Source organism: Vibrio renipiscarius (assembly GCF_000827885.1).
In the GTDB taxonomy this organism is placed as follows: domain Bacteria; phylum Pseudomonadota; class Gammaproteobacteria; order Enterobacterales; family Vibrionaceae; genus Vibrio; species Vibrio renipiscarius.
Genome location: NZ_JTKH01000007.1, coordinates 22,127 through 38,185, shown reverse-complemented (window position 1 = coordinate 38,185; position 16,059 = coordinate 22,127). Strand labels below are relative to the sequence as shown.

Sequence of the window (16,059 nt, the reverse complement as noted above, 5' to 3'; positions counted from 1 at the left end):
AATAATTAAAAGGTTCGACCAGTTTCTGGTATCCTTGCCAGCTAAAAAATCTGCTTGGGCACATCTCCACTTCTACACTTAAAGAATTGGAAATGTGCTTATGCTAATTAATTCATTTGAGGCAAAGAACCTTTATGTCTTCTGGACGCTCTCTATCACGTTCTTTTTTAAAGTTACCATTATCGGTACTTGTTAAAGGAACGGCTATCCCTTCAAATCCGATTGAAGACCATAGCATTGATATTAACAAGCCTATTATTTATGCACTGCCTTATCGATCTAACGTCGATTTATTAAGTGTAAAGAAGCAAGTCGTCTCTCTTGGTTTACCTGATCCACTAGAACCGCTCGTTATTAACGGCAAAAGCTTTAACCGTTTTGTTTTCATCTCTTCACGTGAAACCATGATCGGCAATGATAACGATGTTCCTGCAGAATCTATTGCACTATTTTCAGAGCTGCTTGCCCTGCACAAAGATGACAGCGAGCTGGATATCCAAGTCCTACCGATAACGGTACTTTGGGGACGAAAGCCAGGCAAAGAAGGTAAGCAAAGTAATTACCTACAATCCTTAAATGGCCCACAAAAAGCCAAAGCAGTATTGTTCGCGGGTCGTGATTGTTTGGTTCGCTTTAGCCCGGTGGTGTCACTTCGCTATATGGCAAACTCTCACGGCACTGACGCTTCTATCGCTCATAAATTAGCGCGCGTTGCTCGCATTCACTTTTCTCGCCAAAAATTGGCGGCATCGGGTCCGAACCTGCCAAGTCGCCAGGCGCTATTCCGACGCTTAATGAAATCAAAAGCCATTGAGAAAGCAATTGCGGATGAAGCGTTAGCGAAAAATATTCCCATCGAAAAAGCGCGCCAAGAAGCGCAAGATATCATGAATGAGATCGCCGCCGATTTCTCTTATTCATTGATCAAACATGGCAGCCGAGTGCTTGGCTGGTTATGGAACCGCATTTACCAAGGTTTAAACATCAGTAATGCGGCAACAGTGCGTCGACTTGCTCAAGATGGGCATGAAATTGTTTATGTGCCTTGTCACCGCAGCCACATGGATTACCTGCTTTTATCTTATGTGCTTTACCAAGAAGGCATGGTGCCGCCGCATATTGCCGCTGGTATTAACCTGAACTTCTTCCCTGCTGGCCCAATCTTCCGCCATGGCGGAGCGTTCTTTATTCGCCGTAGTTTCAAAGGCAATAAACTTTACTCGACTATTTTCCGTGAATATTTAGCCGAGCTGTTTGCTAAAGGCTATTCGGTTGAATACTTTAGTGAAGGTGGGCGCTCACGTACCGGCCGTTTGCTACAAGCGAAAACCGGTATGCTGGCTATGACAGTACAAGCGATGCTGCGTGGTTTGAATCGTCCAGTAACGTTAGTACCTGTTTACATTGGCTATGAACATGTGATGGAAGTGGGCACTTACGCGAAGGAACTGCGTGGTAGTCGTAAAGAGAAAGAGAACGCAGGCTTAGTGCTACGCACAATCCGTAAACTACGTAACTTTGGCCAAGGCTATGTAAACTTTGGTGAGCCGATCCCGCTGAACCAATACTTAAACGAACACGCGCCAGAATGGACCAAAGATATTGATCCAATGGGTGGCTCAAAACCACAATGGTTAAATCCTGTCGTGAACGATTTGGCCACGAAGATGATGACACACATCAACGACGCTGCAGCCACCAACGCATTAACACTTTGTGCAACCGCTCTGCTCGCTTCACGTCAACGAGCGTTATCACGCGACAGCTTAGTCAAACAAGTCGATTGCTATTTATCGCTACTGAAACAAGTGCCTTACTCAAGCACATTTACCATGCCAAATGATGATGCCGAAGCGCTAGTGAAACACGCTGAGTCATTAGATAAGTTTGTGATTGAAGCAGACAGCATGGGTGAAATCGTTTCATTGGATCGTAACCAATCGATTTTGATGACTTACTACCGCAATAACATCATCCACTTGTTTGCTATCCCAGCGCTGATTGCGCAGATGTTGGTACGTCGCCAACAGCTAACTTTGGCGCAAATTCAAGCCAATGCTGCACAAATCTACCCTTTCTTGAAGCAGGAATTGTTCTTAAGCATTGAGGCAGATAAATTGGACGACACGGTAGAAGCTTACGTTGTTGAGCTGGCTCGCCAAGGTCTGATTACCCTGGAAGACCAAAACGTGAAATTCAATCAGAGTAATTCACAAGTGCTGGTCCTGCTTGGTCGAACCATCTCTGAAACGTTGCAACGTTACTCTATTGCGCTGAACTTGTTAGTCGCAAACCCTGAGTTAGGTAAGGCCGACCTTGAGATGAAGAGCCAAGATATCGCGCAACGTCTTGGTCGCCTACACGGTATCAATGCACCGGAGTTTTTCGACAAAGGTGTTTTCTCATCGATGTTTACCACGCTAAAGCAGCAAGCCTATCTGAATAACGAAGGGGATTGCGACACAGAGAAAACCACTCAGCTTGCCGAATTGCTGTACTCATTCCTTTACCCTGAAGTACGACTGACCATCAAGGAAAGTGTCTGCCAGGCAACGGAAGTACATGACGATCTCGGGGAAGAAACCGAATAACGGGGTTCACTACTCGCTAAGAGTGAAACGCAGACCAACAAAAAGGGCATCTATCGATGCCCTTTTTTACATTTCGAACTTTCACGATACGGTCAGCAGAGGTTACCAAAAGGCAATCAATAAACCGATGGTGATCGCCATACCCACATAGTTGTTATTAAGAAAAGCTTGGAAGCACAACTCTCGATCACGATGACGAATCAAATGCTGCTGGAATACAAACAATGCCGCAACCACAAGGATCGCCCAATAAAAACTGGCCCCAAGTGAATACCACATGCCTAACATAATCAACATTAAGACGGTGAGTAGCTGTAAGCCACCAATGATCATTTTGTCGAAACGGCCGAATAAAATGGCTGTCGACTTAATACCAATATTCACGTCATCATCGCGATCAACCATGGCATATTGCGTATCATAGGCAATCGTCCAAAGCGCGTTCATCACAAACACGAACCACACCATTGGAGGAAGCGCATTTGCTTGTGCAGCCCAAGCCATCGGAATCGCCCAACTAAAAGCCAAACCAAGAAAGAGCTGAGGAAGATGAGTGTAGCGCTTCATAAAGGGATAAATAAACGCGAGCACAATGCCAATAAAAGAAAGCTGAATCGTTAGAGTATTCATGGTCAGCACCAATACAAACGACAGGACAGCTAACAAAATAAATAAGGCAATGGCTTCTTTGCTGCTAATAACCCCTGATGGCAGCGGACGATTCTGTGTACGCTTCACAAATCCATCCACTTTCCGGTCAGCAAAATCGTTAATCACACAACCAGCGGCACGCATCAAAATCACCCCGACCATGAACACAACAAGGACATCCAAACGCGGAACACCTTGTGCGGCAATAATCAGAGCCCACAATGTCGGCCATAGCAACAATAACGTCCCTATCGGCTTATTCATGCGCATTAACTGCCAATAGGCTTGAGCTTTAGCGGTGGTCATCTACACACTCTCCTTGGTATAAACGGGGGCACTCGGCAAAAACAATTCAGCCACAAGCATCGGCTTGTGATTCATCCACAAACGAGAACGACGGGCAAGTAACACGCCCTGTGGTGTTTCAGCCCAACCCACTTGCAATGCATCCCGCCTAACCGCTTCACTGCTAAAGACAGTAATACCGAGAGGCACCTCTCCCTGGCGAGTCAAATCATGAGGCTGATCAGACAATGATGATTGTGGGATCAAGGTACGACCCAAGATCCAAGCCGCGCCATCACCATTCAATACCACCTTTCGTAGTAAGCACTGCTCTTCGGCTAACAGCGCCACCTCTTGGTCATCCAGCTGATCAACAAGCACCACTTCATTATGAAAGAGATCCACGTTCAATTGCTGGCAATAAGTTTCTAATAAACGTGACAATGAGCCCTGTTCCAAAAGCCAATCTCTCGCAATCTGAGTTGGAAAATGAAACGTTTCAGGCTGTTGCCACTCCACCTGGCGCAGTGCGGACAAATAAAGCGCAATCATTTGATTCATACTAGTATTCAATAAGTTGCTTTATCGGCGTACAATAAAGCCTCAATCTGGTGTATTAACCCACAACACTATATTGTGGTTAACAACAATTCACTACAAAATAGATGCTCTATTGTAACAAGACTCAAGCGATTCGAGTATCGCGATCAGAAGAAAGAAAAATTAGAAATATGCTTAAACGTTACATAGCCCAAATATTTGCCCTGTTTTTTCTTATTGTTGCCATACCATCGGTGGCACAAGAAGAAAGCAGCATGCCAAATTTAGCCTACTTCACTTTAGAGCCAGACTTAACCACCAACTTCTATACCAAAGGTGAACAGCTTGGCTATATTCAAGTTCGTATTGATATTATGGTGGCGAACCCTGCGGATTTAGTTTTGGTTGAAAAGCATCAACCTCTAATTCGAGATGCGGTGATTGAAATGCTGGGCGAACAAACGGAAGAAACGATCAAATCCCTCGCGGGTCGAGAAGATCTTCGCAAACGCTTGGTCGAGCAACTCAACGCCACGCTGCTGCCTGAAACAGGCAAGACCGTCATTGCGGATTTATTGTTTACGAAATATCTCTTCCAATAAGCGCGATCGGTTCTCGCAAACGTTAGAGACAAAAAAAGCGGCCTAGCCGCTTTTTTTACTTTTGCACACCACATGTCGCTACGCTTTTCGACTATCGAAAAGCCCTATCGCAACGCCCGTAAGCAAACCGACTAAATGAGCGGTGTTGGCGATCGCCATAAACGGCTGAACGAATCCCAGAACTAACCAAACCAACATAAAACCAATCAAAGGTTTTGGCATGATGAGCCCTTTCTCTGGACGACGGTATCCAATAACCCAAATGTACCCAACGAGCGCATACACCACGCCGGATAAGCCACCAAAGTTCGCACCCTCTATCCAAAATTGACCAATACCCGAAACAGCAGCAGACAACAAAAACAGCTGAAGTAATTTACCACTCCCCACTCGCAACTCAATATCGCCACCCAATTGCCACCACCACAACACATTAAAAGCAATGTGCATAATGGAAAAATGCAGCAGAGCATGTGTCACCCAGCGCCACAGTTGCCATTCTTGGCCAGCAAATGCCGGGAAGTGCAACGCCTCAAAAACAGGCCTACCGGATCCAAACTGCTGTAAGACAAAGATCACACAACACGCCGCCATAATAATTAAGGTGACAGGCCCAGCCTTCGCTTTGATCATTCCCATCATACTGGGTGAGTAATAACGAAAATGGTTGGTGCGGGTCTCCGCCATATCCCAAGATGCCGCTTGGTATTTAGCGTCATTCGGTTGGCTTAAAAATTGTGCCAGTTCCGCCTCGGTTTCCGCTTCATGCTGCGAATCAACAAGCCATAGCGCAAATTGACCATCCCCTTCCGGCATTAACTTAATTTCTATTTGGCGTGATGCCATATAGTCAATAAATGCCTGCGCCATACGGGGCTGGTTTAATGCCATCAGTCTGATCATGTTCTACCCTAATTAGCTTGAATTGGAAGGCTTGCACGATGCCAAGCTTCAAAACCACCGTCGACACTGTAGACCTGCTCAAACCCTTGGTTAACCAAATATTGTGCCGCGCCTTGGCTACTCACACCGTGATAGCACATCACTAGAATGGGCTGATCAAACTCAACCTCATCCATAAAGCTCACCATCGTATCGTTGGTGAGATGAAAAGCCTGCTCAGCGTGTGCCACGGCAAAAGATTGCGGATCTCGAATATCGACAAGGCGTGTATCACCTTGTTCTAGTAACGCTTGCGCGGCGATAACATCAATATGCTGAAACTGGTCCATTTACTTTCTCTTTCTCATTATTATTCACTGCTGCCATTGTAACCTATCCAGTGCTCAATAAGCACACGATGCGAATAAGGTTATCCACCTGCGATCACTTATTCGCCATTTGTGGATAAGTTTGTGGATTACGTTGATAAAGTGCTTTTCTCAATTTCGATCCACAATATGTAGTGACGATCCTTACTTTTTTGTGTGTAAAATGAATAATATCCCCAAACCGAATTCCCCTCTAAAGCCTTTGTTTACCCCGCTTTCTGACACCAAGCCAAGAATTTCATCACAGAGTTACCCACAGGCTAGAGATAAAAAAATGATCGCGTTTAGCGATCAGATATAAAAAAACCGAGATCATGGGATCTCGGTTTATCGATTCAGGCTGAGAAAAAACTACATTTCACCAACGGCCAATTTCAGTTTCTTCATCGCATTTTTTTCAAGTTGACGAATACGCTCAGCAGAGACGCCGTAGTTTTCGGCTAACTCTTGTAATGTCGCCTTATTATCGGCTAACCAACGAGAACGCACGATGTGCTGGCTACGCTCATCAAGGCTGGCCAAGGCCAAACTTAAACGATTGTTGGTGTGCGCTTCCCAGTTTGCCGCTTCGACATTCTCAGCGACATCAGAAGACTTATCTTCCAAATACAGCATTGGAGCCGTTATTGATGCGCCGGTATCGTCATCGTCAGCGCTAATTTCAAATGTCGGGTCTTGCGCCGCTAAGCGTGATTCCATTTCACGAACGTCTGAAGGCTCAACGCCCAGCTCACGTGCGACGGTTTCTACTTCGCCGTTATTAAACCAACCTAAACGTTTTTTAGACTTACGAAGATTGAAGAACAGTTTACGCTGTGCTTTGGTTGTCGCCACTTTCACAATACGCCAGTTACGCAGCACGTATTCATGAATTTCAGCCTTGATCCAATGCACGGCAAAAGACACCAATCGAACCCCAACTTCAGGGTTAAAGCGTTTTACCGCTTTCATCAAGCCAATATTGCCTTCTTGAATGAGATCAGCCATTGGTAAACCGTAACCAGAGTAGCCGCGCGCCACGTGTACCACGAAACGCAGGTGTGAAAGGATCAACCCTTTCGCTGCATCAATTTCGCTGTTGTAGTGCAAGCGCTCTGCTAGCCCACGCTCTTCATCAGGCGTCAGCATTGGGTAGCTGTTCACTGAGCGAATATAGCTATCTAAGCTATCTTGGGATACGACCACCATTGGGTACACTTGGTTACTCATTCAATTCCTCATCAATCTAAGATCTGAATTAGGCTCTTTTTAACCCGACAATCTTGAACCTAAAATGAACAGGTTTCAAGCAAGGGGTCGACATTATGCATAAACAAAACATCAGCACAAGCAAAAAAGTATACGGTAGCGTATACTTTTTGCAAGTCTAATTTGTTCAAAAATAGGACAGGTGAAATTTATACAGGTTCAATTTCATTAAGATGGCGCTGTGCTGAGACTTTCGCAGCCAAGCAACCAAGAAAGGTGCCTAACATCAGTAGCAGCAAGGATTCATCCCAACTTAAGCCGATTAATCGGAAGCGGCTATCATACAGAAGCGCCAATTGTTCAACACTGCTATTAAGCAAAATTGTGATTAACACGGTAAGAATCCAAGCACTTACTGAGCCCAATAGACCAAACCACATCCCTGAATACAAATAAGGGCGAAGAATGAAACTGTCTGTAGCACCAATCAGCTTCATGGTTTGAATCGCATCTTTGTTGGCCTGAACATTAAAACGCAATGTATTTCCGACAATCAGAAACACTGATCCCAGCATTAATATCGACAAGGTCATCACGATGCCAGTGACAAGATGCTTGATCGCATCCAAGCGACTTAGCCAATCCTCGTCCAAACGAACATCACTGATCTCTTCTTCGGCTTGCACACGTTTCGCTAATAATTGAACGCTTTGCTTATCATCACTGGCAGGCGTAATCACTAAGACGCCCGGTAATGCATAATCATCAAGCAGCGTAATGGCTTGCTCGAAACCAGAATACTGGCTCAAATCATCGAGACCTTGCTGAGGTGAGATGTATTCAACAGCTTTGACTTCTTGCAGTCTTTCCAGCTCATCTTTGAGCACCATAATACGCGGTTCTGGTGTTTGCTCTTTAATGTAAGCACTGACATGCGAAGGACCTGCGACACTTGTCGTGGCGACCGCAATGTTCTTACCCAATAAATACAAAGAAGCGGGTAACGTTAACGCCATCGAAATAACCGCAAGCGTTAGAATATTACCGAGCGGGCGCGACCACAGCGCCAAAAAAGAACATTTGGCCTGTTTAAAATGAATAGTGAAATAACTATCACGTTGAACGCCGTCATTCTTTTTACTGGCTTTTTTATTGCGGACATTAGCGGCCATAGTCTTCAACCTCACTCATAAAGCCTTGGTTCAATTCCATATGGCGGTACTGCGGACGCGAATTCACTAAGTTAACATCGTGCGTCGCTATCAAAATCGTCACACCTGCACGATTAAATTCTTCTAAGAGTTTCAACACTCGGCTCGACAGTTCTGGGTCGAGGTTACCGGTGGGCTCATCAGCCAACAATACCGTTGGTCGATTCACAACGGCACGGGCAATACCGACTCGTTGCTGCTCTCCACCAGACAACTGACTTGGTAAGCAACGCGCTTTATCAAGTAAGCCGGTTTTATCTAACGCCGCAGAGACACGACGTTTTATTTCATTTTCAGCGATCGATTCAATACGCATAGGCAATGCCACGTTATCAAAAACGGTGCGATCCATGAGTAAGCGATGATCTTGAAATACAATACCGATATTGCGACGCAGTAGAGGAATGTCCTTACTCGGAATTCGGGTAATGTCATGCCCATTAAAGCTTATCTTGCCATCCGTTGGACGCTCAATGGCGCAAATCAACTTGAGCAAAGTACTTTTACCCGCACCTGAGTGACCACCTAAAAATGCGATTTCACCACGACGTAGATGAAAGTCGACTTTCTGTAGCGCTTGTCGGCCACCCCGATAAGCCTTGCTGACTTGCTGAAACTTAATCACCCGTCATTCCTCTCGCTAGCAACCGGTTAATCTTCTCGACTAAATAATGCGTCAATAAATTCTTGTGTCTCAAATGGACGCAAATCATCAATGCCTTCACCAACACCAATATAGCGGATTGGAATTTGGAATTGATCGGCCAGCGCAAAAATAACGCCACCTTTGGCTGTGCCATCAAGCTTCGTTAATGTAATGCCGGTTAGCGGAGCCACATCACTGAATAATCTCGCTTGGCTAATCGCGTTTTGACCCGTTGCCGCATCCAAAGTCAACATGACTTCGTGCGGAGCAGAATCATCAATCTTTTTCATAACACGAACAATCTTACGCAGCTCTTCCATTAGGTTCGCTTTGTTTTGTAGTCGTCCGGCCGTATCGGCAATCACCACGTCATAACCGCGAGCTTTCGCCGCTTCAATCGCATCGTAGATAACCGAAGCGCTATCCGCTCCGGTATGCTGAGCGATCACAGGAACATCGTTGCGCTCGCCCCATACTTGCAATTGTTCCACCGCTGCCGCACGGAAAGTATCACCTGCAGCCAGCATGACTTTTTTACCTTCCGCTTGAAACTGTTTCGCTAATTTACCAATGGTGGTTGTCTTACCCACACCATTCACACCCACCATCAGAATCACAAACGGGGTGTTGCCGTTATTCACATCGAGTGGTTTTTCGACATTAGAAAGAATGTCTGCCATCTCTTCTTTTAGTAAGCCATATAATGCCTCACCATCTTTCAGATCTTGGCGGCTGGCCTTCTCAGTTAAATTATTGATGATCTTCATGGTGGTTTCCATGCCGACATCGGCAATCAATAACTGCTCTTCCAACTCTTCAAAGAGTTCGTCGTCAATCTGCTTCCCTTTGAACAAGCCAAAGAAACCCGCACCGATATTCGCTTTCGTGCGAGCAAGGCTGCGCTTTAAGCGAGCAAAAAAGCTCTCGGTTGGTTTTTCTTGTTCGACCACTCGAGGAGCGGCTGGCGCTTCTACTTCTGCTTCCACTTCGGCTTTTTCAAGATGAACATCAACCTCAGGGGTAAGCTCTGCAACAGGCTCTTGTTCGGCAATATCTTGCTCTACAGGCTCTTGCTTTACTTCTTGTTCTTGTGGCTCAACCACTTCAGGTTGTGATTGTTCTACTTGTTGCTGTTCTTCGGCTGGTTGCTTTGCTTGGTCATCGTCTCCGAAACCAAGCCAAGAGAGCAATCCGCGCTTCTTTTTTTCCGTCATCTGGGGCTATCCTAGATTGTCTTAATTAACTCTCAAACTTTTCCAATGCTATGGTAGCAAGGTGGAAAAGAAACATGACAACAGTGTGAAAAGTCTCTACGCCAAGCGTGATTTAAGGTTACACTTTGTCATCAATGAAATTTGGCTGTACTCAGGCGTAATCGCTGAGCGACTGGGTATAGTATCACTTTATTCTCGGTCAAAAAATCTATGCAAAGACGTCGCCAGCAAAACACATCACAAAAAAAACCTTCCACCGGCTTTATTCGCATTATTAGCGGTTTATGGCGTGGCCGAAAGTTACCAGTACACGATGCCGAAGGCCTTCGCCCAACCACCGATCGCGTAAAAGAAACGCTCTTTAATTGGTTGGCACAAGATGTGCCACAAGCAAAATGTTTAGACCTTTTTGCCGGTTCCGGCGGCCTTGGTTTTGAAGCCGCATCACGCCAAGCTGAAATGGTGACATTAATTGAGCTCAACCCCACGGCATTTAAGCAGCTAGAGCAAAATGCCACGGCACTGAAAGCCAACAACATCACGGTCAAAAACACCGATGCTCTGAGCTTTTTAAAGCAGCCAGGAACACCGCATCATGTGGTCTTTATCGATCCACCTTTCCGGAAAGGCCTCCTCAGCGAAGCGGTCGTATTACTGGAACAAAATGGCTGGTTGGCGGATGATGCTCTGATCTATATTGAAACAGAAAAAGAGTTGGCGATAGATGGCCTACCAGAGAGCTGGAGCTTGCATCGAGAGAAAAATGCAGGGCAAGTCAGTTTCCGACTCTACCATCGACAAACAGAATAAGGACATTCAATGAAATTTTTGATCTTATTAGCGAAAGCCGGCATCGGCTTTGTATGGCTGGTGCTTTTACTGAATATTTTTATGCCTTTTCCAGGTAAAGCCGCAATTGCGCTCTATATCATGACGGCATTCTTATTCTTTATGCACGGCTTACAAATGCTGATCTTTATTGGGGCGTTTGGCGATAAAGTGAAAATGAGCCGATGGGAAAGATGGTCTATCCTCATCTTTGGCATTTTTGCTCTGCTCGATATTCGTCGCAAGCACATGATGTAAGCATACTCATACGGCCCACGTCGTAGATTATAGATAATAAAACGCCGCTCAAATGAGCGGCGTTTTTTATGACAACACGTTATCGCGATACTTTGCTTGTTTAAGCCAAATAGTTTTTTACCCCATCAAGGAACATCTGAGTGGAGAGCATAACCAAGAGTAACCCCATCAAACGCTCGACGGCTTTTAAACCGCGCTCGCCCAACACTCGATGAAAGAAGTTATAGAACATCAGGATAAAAAACGTTGCACCCCAAGCGATCAGGACTGCCGCCGACAGCTCAAGTAATTGCTCTGGATGCTGACTAGATAGCAATAAAATCGCGGCAATTACCGATGGGCCAGCAAGCATTGGGATCGCCATAGGCACAATGAATGGCTCTTCCCCCGCCGCCAAGCCAGTAATACTGCCACCGCTCGGAAAAATCATCTTAATCGCAATGATGAAAAGAATGATACCGCCCGAGATACTCAATGTTTCCGGCTGCACATGCAAAAAGCTCATGATGCTCTTACCGGCAAACAAGAACAGCATTAGGATCATTAGCGCAAAACAAAGCTCACGCATAAGCACCTTGCGGCGACGTTTTGGATCCAAATGCTTAAGAATCGACAGAACAATCGGTAGATTTCCCAGCGGATCCATAATTAAAAACAGCATGGTCGCTGCAGAAAAAATATCCATGACTTCCCCTCTAAAATACAGTCGGCGAAGTATAACGACTTCCCTAACGACACGCTCTATTTAAGCCTGACTCATCGTGATGTTACCTAACAAGATTTCCTTTATAGATAGACGAATTAGTGCCCACAGACTCGCTCAGCATTAATCACCCACTTACCATCCACTTCGGTGATTTTTTCACGCTGAAGGAAAAAGTCGAATAGTGTGTCAAACTGAAAACCTTCTCGCTTACAAGTGCGAAACTGAGCTTGCTCACCAAATTGCTCGCTCACCACATCACTCAACTCTTGCTTGGTCATTGGTTTTTCGCGTAATAGATTTAACACTTTGTGGGCGTGGATTTCGTTACTCATACTTAGCACCTTTGTATTGAAGTTAGTCTTTATAAATCGGCGCCAAGCATAAGGGAAAAATATGAGGGCAACAATCCATGTTCACCCATCCCACTGACCACTCCAATTTAACCCGGCATTGCAATAAGTACGTTAGATGATGAATGAAGCAACGATCAAGGTATGGGCCAATAAATAGCTGCCTGAAATCAGATAACGACCCGCAGCAATCGGCTGCCGATAATCATGAACCGCCAACAGAATGGCTGACATCGTTAAGGACAAGCTACCTAAGAAGGCCAGTAAGGCTTGATGAGTATGTTGCAACAACCACAACTCACCCGTCACCCAATTTAACTGCAGTAAGGCCATTCCCATGATCACAACCGGGAAAATAAGCCGATCAATTTTCGGTAATAACAAGAAAAAGGCCACAACCCCCATTGCAAGCAACATCGCCGCGAGCCACCAAACCACTTGGCCGGACAGCTGTAACCAAAAAGCCGTGCTATAGCAAAGCTGGGCGGCAATAAAGCTGGCAAAGCAGATGCGCTGACTACGCTTAGTCATGTAAAGCCCATCCGCCAGCATGGAGATCATCAACCCCAGGGATATCCACCATTCAAGCTGCCCCACCAAGCCCTCTTGACTCCAAAGCATGACCAATAACAGCAGTAATGAAAAGACCGAAAAAAACACCGCCGTTTTACGCTGATGGTTTTCACTGGCAGAAATAGTAATAAAACCCGACAGGGCAATAGCAAGGTAACTCCACATAATGACACCTCCCTAAAAACGAAGAATCAGTTTAGGCTTGAGCTTCAAATTGTCTACCCATGAAGGGAAAAATTTGGATCTTGATGACTCTTCACCATTGGTTTGAGAAACGATTGTAAATTTCATGCGATTTCGCTCAATTCATACCCCCTAGCAACCAAATCAGCACTAACCGTCAAAACCACCACTCCAGAGACTCACCAAAACACACACACCATCAGAACTCAACTAAAAAACCTTAAATAACAATAATATAAGAAATAAATCCCGCAAAAAAAACAGCTTATAAAAAAGAAAACCTCACTGAATTTAAAATTATCGAACGCAAAAAAAGGGAAATGACCTAACATTCTTAAAATGCACCTAACAAAACTCTCTCACCGTATGAGAAAATTAAGTTTCACCACAAAAAACCACCCTCAGAGACTCAAACCCTCAAAAGAAGATACTATCTTATTGAGCGTTTTATACACAAAATTATAAACCAATAAAAACAACAACTTAATAAAGCCCAACCACTAAAGCCATGCTTGTAACGACTCAAAAAACAACCAGAACCAATGACTCTTACCGCCCATAAAACGGCATAAACACCAAACTTAATTTGTTTTTTATATGCTTTTTCAAGATCTAGCTTGATCAAACCACTAAAAACCTGCTATTCTTTAAAACAGAAAATGAGGCATCACTAGAAAGGAGCAGAGTTGTGATTACTTCTGAACAAAAACAAGGACTTGTAATGATTGCCGTTGTCGTAGGTTTAATGACTCTGCCAATGATGTACTAAGTCGAATTAAAAAAAGAAAGGGACGCCAATGGCGTCCCTTTTTGCATTATCTGAATGTAATTTACTCGGTTTGAGCATTCTTTGTGCTCACATGACCGTTTAACTAATTGAAAGTTAACTACTCCTTTCCAGGCTTAGCATTCAATTCGCTTAGAAATGCTGTGATAACTCATCCCAGTGAATATAATAGAAAAGTATTGCCGCCAGCGTAATCAATGTCATCAGTGAAATCGCCACTCGCCAAATAAAGCGACTACTGCGAGGCGTTAACTCTTTTTCACACTCATCGCAGACTTCAAGAAAGTCACGGCGGCTTTTCAGCTTGTAATCATGCTCGTGGACAATTTTGTTGCGAATCGTCGCGATGTAGCGCAGTTTACCAATGATATTATGCGGTAACCGCTCTTCACTGCTGGTGATAAGTTGATGTAAGCCTTTCCCTTCAGCATGGTATTGCGTTCTTAAGAGATGTTCGATTTTTCGCGTGCGTTTCACGACACTGTCAATATCTGACATCCGCTTTCTCCCTGTAAAATAACTCCACTCTTCATTCCTATTTATGTTCTAAATGAATAAGTTGCAAGAAAAATAATACCAAATGTCCGCTCGATTCAAATATTGATTAATGCCGGTAGCGCTGATCGTGTGTGATATGAGTCGAAGTTCTATTGGTCACATGACCATTATGTGGTTTATATCTCAGAGCATAGCCAACATAGCAATGAAAAAGTAGCTAGAATGCAGACAGAATTCATTGGGAGGAACGAATGCCAATTTCACTCTATATCGCGCTAGCACTACTTGCATTACTTGCTGGTTGGGTTTTTTCGAATTTCTTTCGACGTCACATGCAAGGCGAGAATGCACCAGAGCAAACCGTCGATGTCACGATTCTCGATAAGCAAGCCATCGCTAATGATGAAAGTGAACCCGGCCACGACGAACAAGAATATTGGATCTATGTACAAAAAGGGAAAATAGGTCCAAAACGCGAATTTCAAGTCGGCATACATTACTTTCAAGCGCTCAATCCTGGCGATAAAGGCACACTCACCTATCAAGGTGACAAGTTCCTTCATTTCGCCATGAAGCGCTAAGCGGCTTTCTCTCTAAGGCAGTAGCCACGCTGTCTTCTTTGAGCGCGCTAATAACCAACTTAGGCCTAGCGCGCCAGTGCCACTCAATAATATCCATAATGGAATAACCCATAATGGGTGCCCCTGATACCAACCCAGCGCTTTCATTGGCCACAAAAAGATCGGGTGCAATAAATAAATCCCTAAACTGTATTGGCTAATGAAAGCCACGATGGCATACCCTTTCTCCGGCAATTTATCCCCCAAGTAACGGCACACAATAAAAATCATACTCGCCGCCAATACCACATTTAAGGTTTTGTATGACAGCCAGCGCCCTACCGTATATTCCCCAGCGTCAACACTGTTTGAGACCACCATCCAAACCGTAAGCATTAATGAAAACACACCCAACCAAGTAAAAGTCATGACACTGGTTTTATTAAGCGGTAGCTTTTTATACAACAGGTAACCCAGAGGTAAATAACCACTATAGAGCCACATCTCTGCGCTCCAAGGGCCATCAATTTTGAGCAGATAAAGTAACGTTGTGACCAACCATACGGCGACAAAAGCATACAGCGCCTCATCATTGCCGCGCTTCACTGCCCACTGAAAGAAAGGGATAACGAAATAGAGTGGAATGAAATAATAGAAAAAGCCTAAATGGTAGTAAGTCGCATGTGACGGACTATTTTTAAGCACGTTGAGCGCCTCTTGCCCGTCAAAATCGGCCAATGTCCATCCAGACAAATACGCATAAAACAACGACCAAACGATAAACGGCAACAGCACTTTTCCTAAGCGTCGTTTGATGTAATAACCCAGTTCAAAATCCCGTTTATCGCTGAGCATCAACGCGCCCGTAATCAAAATAAACACCGGCACAGCCCAGCGACTAATACTGTTCACAGAAACGGCGGTTGCCCATTGGTCAAAGGGGATCACACCCAATTCATTACGGTACGGAGCTAAAACATGAATAGCGATAACCGCGATGGCCGCAACGCAGCGCAAAAGGTCAAAGAAACGAACGCGTTCTCTCATAAGATCATCAAACAAGGGGGGTTATGCTATTGAATATAGCAATAAAAAAGCTGACTAAACCAAAGATACG

The 16,059-nt window shown here is 44.8% G+C and carries 18 protein-coding genes; 5 read left to right on the top strand and 13 right to left on the bottom strand.

The annotated features are described in order from the left end of the window. Positions 1-134: 134 nt before the first annotated feature. On the top strand, positions 135-2,591 hold the full coding sequence (gene plsB / locus OJ16_RS07365; RefSeq protein ID WP_052810287.1) for a glycerol-3-phosphate 1-O-acyltransferase PlsB: 2,457 nt from the start codon (positions 135-137) through the stop codon (positions 2,589-2,591). Positions 2,592-2,693: 102 nt separating this feature from the next. Here the strand turns inward: plsB and ubiA are convergent, their stop codons facing one another. Continuing rightward, a complete protein-coding gene (gene ubiA / locus OJ16_RS07360; RefSeq protein WP_040988993.1) occupies positions 2,694-3,548 on the bottom strand; it encodes a 4-hydroxybenzoate octaprenyltransferase in 855 nt (284 codons plus the stop codon). Further along, complete coding sequence (locus tag OJ16_RS07355; RefSeq protein WP_040988992.1) at positions 3,549-4,088, bottom strand: chorismate lyase; 540 nt, start codon at positions 4,086-4,088, stop codon at positions 3,549-3,551. It lies immediately after the preceding gene. A gap of 170 nt (positions 4,089-4,258) precedes the next feature. Here OJ16_RS07355 and OJ16_RS07350 point away from each other — a divergent pair, with 170 nt between their 5' ends. Then, a complete protein-coding gene (locus tag OJ16_RS07350) occupies positions 4,259-4,669 on the top strand; it encodes a flagellar basal body-associated protein FliL (protein ID WP_040988991.1) in 411 nt (136 codons plus the stop codon). A gap of 78 nt (positions 4,670-4,747) precedes the next feature. On the opposite strand, the gene glpG is transcribed toward OJ16_RS07350, so the two are convergent. From glpG to ftsY, 6 genes are all read right to left on the bottom strand, one after another. Then, a complete protein-coding gene (gene glpG / locus OJ16_RS07345) occupies positions 4,748-5,572 on the bottom strand; it encodes a rhomboid family intramembrane serine protease GlpG (protein WP_040988990.1) in 825 nt (274 codons plus the stop codon). An 8-nt stretch (positions 5,573-5,580) separates the two neighbouring features. Beyond that, complete coding sequence (gene glpE, locus OJ16_RS07340; RefSeq protein ID WP_040988989.1) at positions 5,581-5,901, bottom strand: thiosulfate sulfurtransferase GlpE; 321 nt, start codon at positions 5,899-5,901, stop codon at positions 5,581-5,583. Positions 5,902-6,291: 390 nt separating this feature from the next. Then, positions 6,292-7,149 (bottom strand): RNA polymerase sigma factor RpoH, encoded by an 858-nt coding sequence (gene rpoH / locus OJ16_RS07335; protein ID WP_040988988.1) that lies wholly within the window; start codon positions 7,147-7,149, stop codon positions 6,292-6,294. Positions 7,150-7,337: 188 nt separating this feature from the next. Then, a complete protein-coding gene (gene ftsX / locus OJ16_RS07330) occupies positions 7,338-8,300 on the bottom strand; it encodes a permease-like cell division protein FtsX (RefSeq protein ID WP_040988987.1) in 963 nt (320 codons plus the stop codon). Next, positions 8,290-8,964 (bottom strand): cell division ATP-binding protein FtsE, encoded by a 675-nt coding sequence (gene ftsE, locus OJ16_RS07325; protein ID WP_040988986.1) that lies wholly within the window; start codon positions 8,962-8,964, stop codon positions 8,290-8,292. Before ftsE ends, ftsX begins: the two co-directional genes overlap by 11 nt. Before the next feature lie 26 nt (positions 8,965-8,990). Continuing rightward, entirely contained in the window at positions 8,991-10,199 is a 1,209-nt protein-coding gene (gene ftsY, locus OJ16_RS07320) for a signal recognition particle-docking protein FtsY (RefSeq protein ID WP_040988985.1), read from the bottom strand. A 210-nt stretch (positions 10,200-10,409) separates the two neighbouring features. Here ftsY and rsmD point away from each other — a divergent pair, with 210 nt between their 5' ends. Both rsmD and OJ16_RS07310 read left to right on the top strand, forming a co-directional pair. Then, positions 10,410-11,009: a 16S rRNA (guanine(966)-N(2))-methyltransferase RsmD gene (gene rsmD, locus OJ16_RS07315; RefSeq protein WP_040988984.1), complete on the top strand. Its 600-nt coding sequence runs from the start codon at positions 10,410-10,412 to the stop codon at positions 11,007-11,009. Between the two features lie 9 nt (positions 11,010-11,018). Continuing rightward, a complete protein-coding gene (locus tag OJ16_RS07310) occupies positions 11,019-11,285 on the top strand; it encodes a DUF1145 domain-containing protein (protein ID WP_040988982.1) in 267 nt (88 codons plus the stop codon). Between the two features lie 100 nt (positions 11,286-11,385). Here OJ16_RS07310 and OJ16_RS07305 read toward each other — a convergent pair whose 3' ends face one another. The 4 genes from OJ16_RS07305 to OJ16_RS07290 all read right to left on the bottom strand — a co-directional run bounded on the left by OJ16_RS07305 (position 11,386) and on the right by OJ16_RS07290 (position 14,382). Next, on the bottom strand, positions 11,386-11,970 hold the full coding sequence (locus OJ16_RS07305; RefSeq protein ID WP_040988980.1) for a YhgN family NAAT transporter: 585 nt from the start codon (positions 11,968-11,970) through the stop codon (positions 11,386-11,388). Positions 11,971-12,086: 116 nt separating this feature from the next. Continuing rightward, positions 12,087-12,323, bottom strand: coding sequence for a YecH family metal-binding protein (locus OJ16_RS07300; protein ID WP_040988978.1), 237 nt, complete (start codon positions 12,321-12,323; stop codon positions 12,087-12,089). 132 nt (positions 12,324-12,455) lie between these two features. Then, a complete protein-coding gene (locus OJ16_RS07295) occupies positions 12,456-13,079 on the bottom strand; it encodes a lysoplasmalogenase (protein ID WP_040988976.1) in 624 nt (207 codons plus the stop codon). Positions 13,080-14,016: 937 nt separating this feature from the next. Beyond that, on the bottom strand, positions 14,017-14,382 hold the full coding sequence (locus tag OJ16_RS07290) for a hypothetical protein (RefSeq protein ID WP_040988974.1): 366 nt from the start codon (positions 14,380-14,382) through the stop codon (positions 14,017-14,019). Positions 14,383-14,633: 251 nt separating this feature from the next. Here OJ16_RS07290 and OJ16_RS07285 point away from each other — a divergent pair, with 251 nt between their 5' ends. Continuing rightward, positions 14,634-14,963: a DUF2500 domain-containing protein gene (locus tag OJ16_RS07285; protein WP_040988973.1), complete on the top strand. Its 330-nt coding sequence runs from the start codon at positions 14,634-14,636 to the stop codon at positions 14,961-14,963. Between the two features lie 12 nt (positions 14,964-14,975). On the opposite strand, the gene OJ16_RS07280 is transcribed toward OJ16_RS07285, so the two are convergent. Then, complete coding sequence (locus OJ16_RS07280) at positions 14,976-15,989, bottom strand: acyltransferase (protein WP_040988971.1); 1,014 nt, start codon at positions 15,987-15,989, stop codon at positions 14,976-14,978. Between the last annotated feature and the right edge of the window lie 70 nt (positions 15,990-16,059).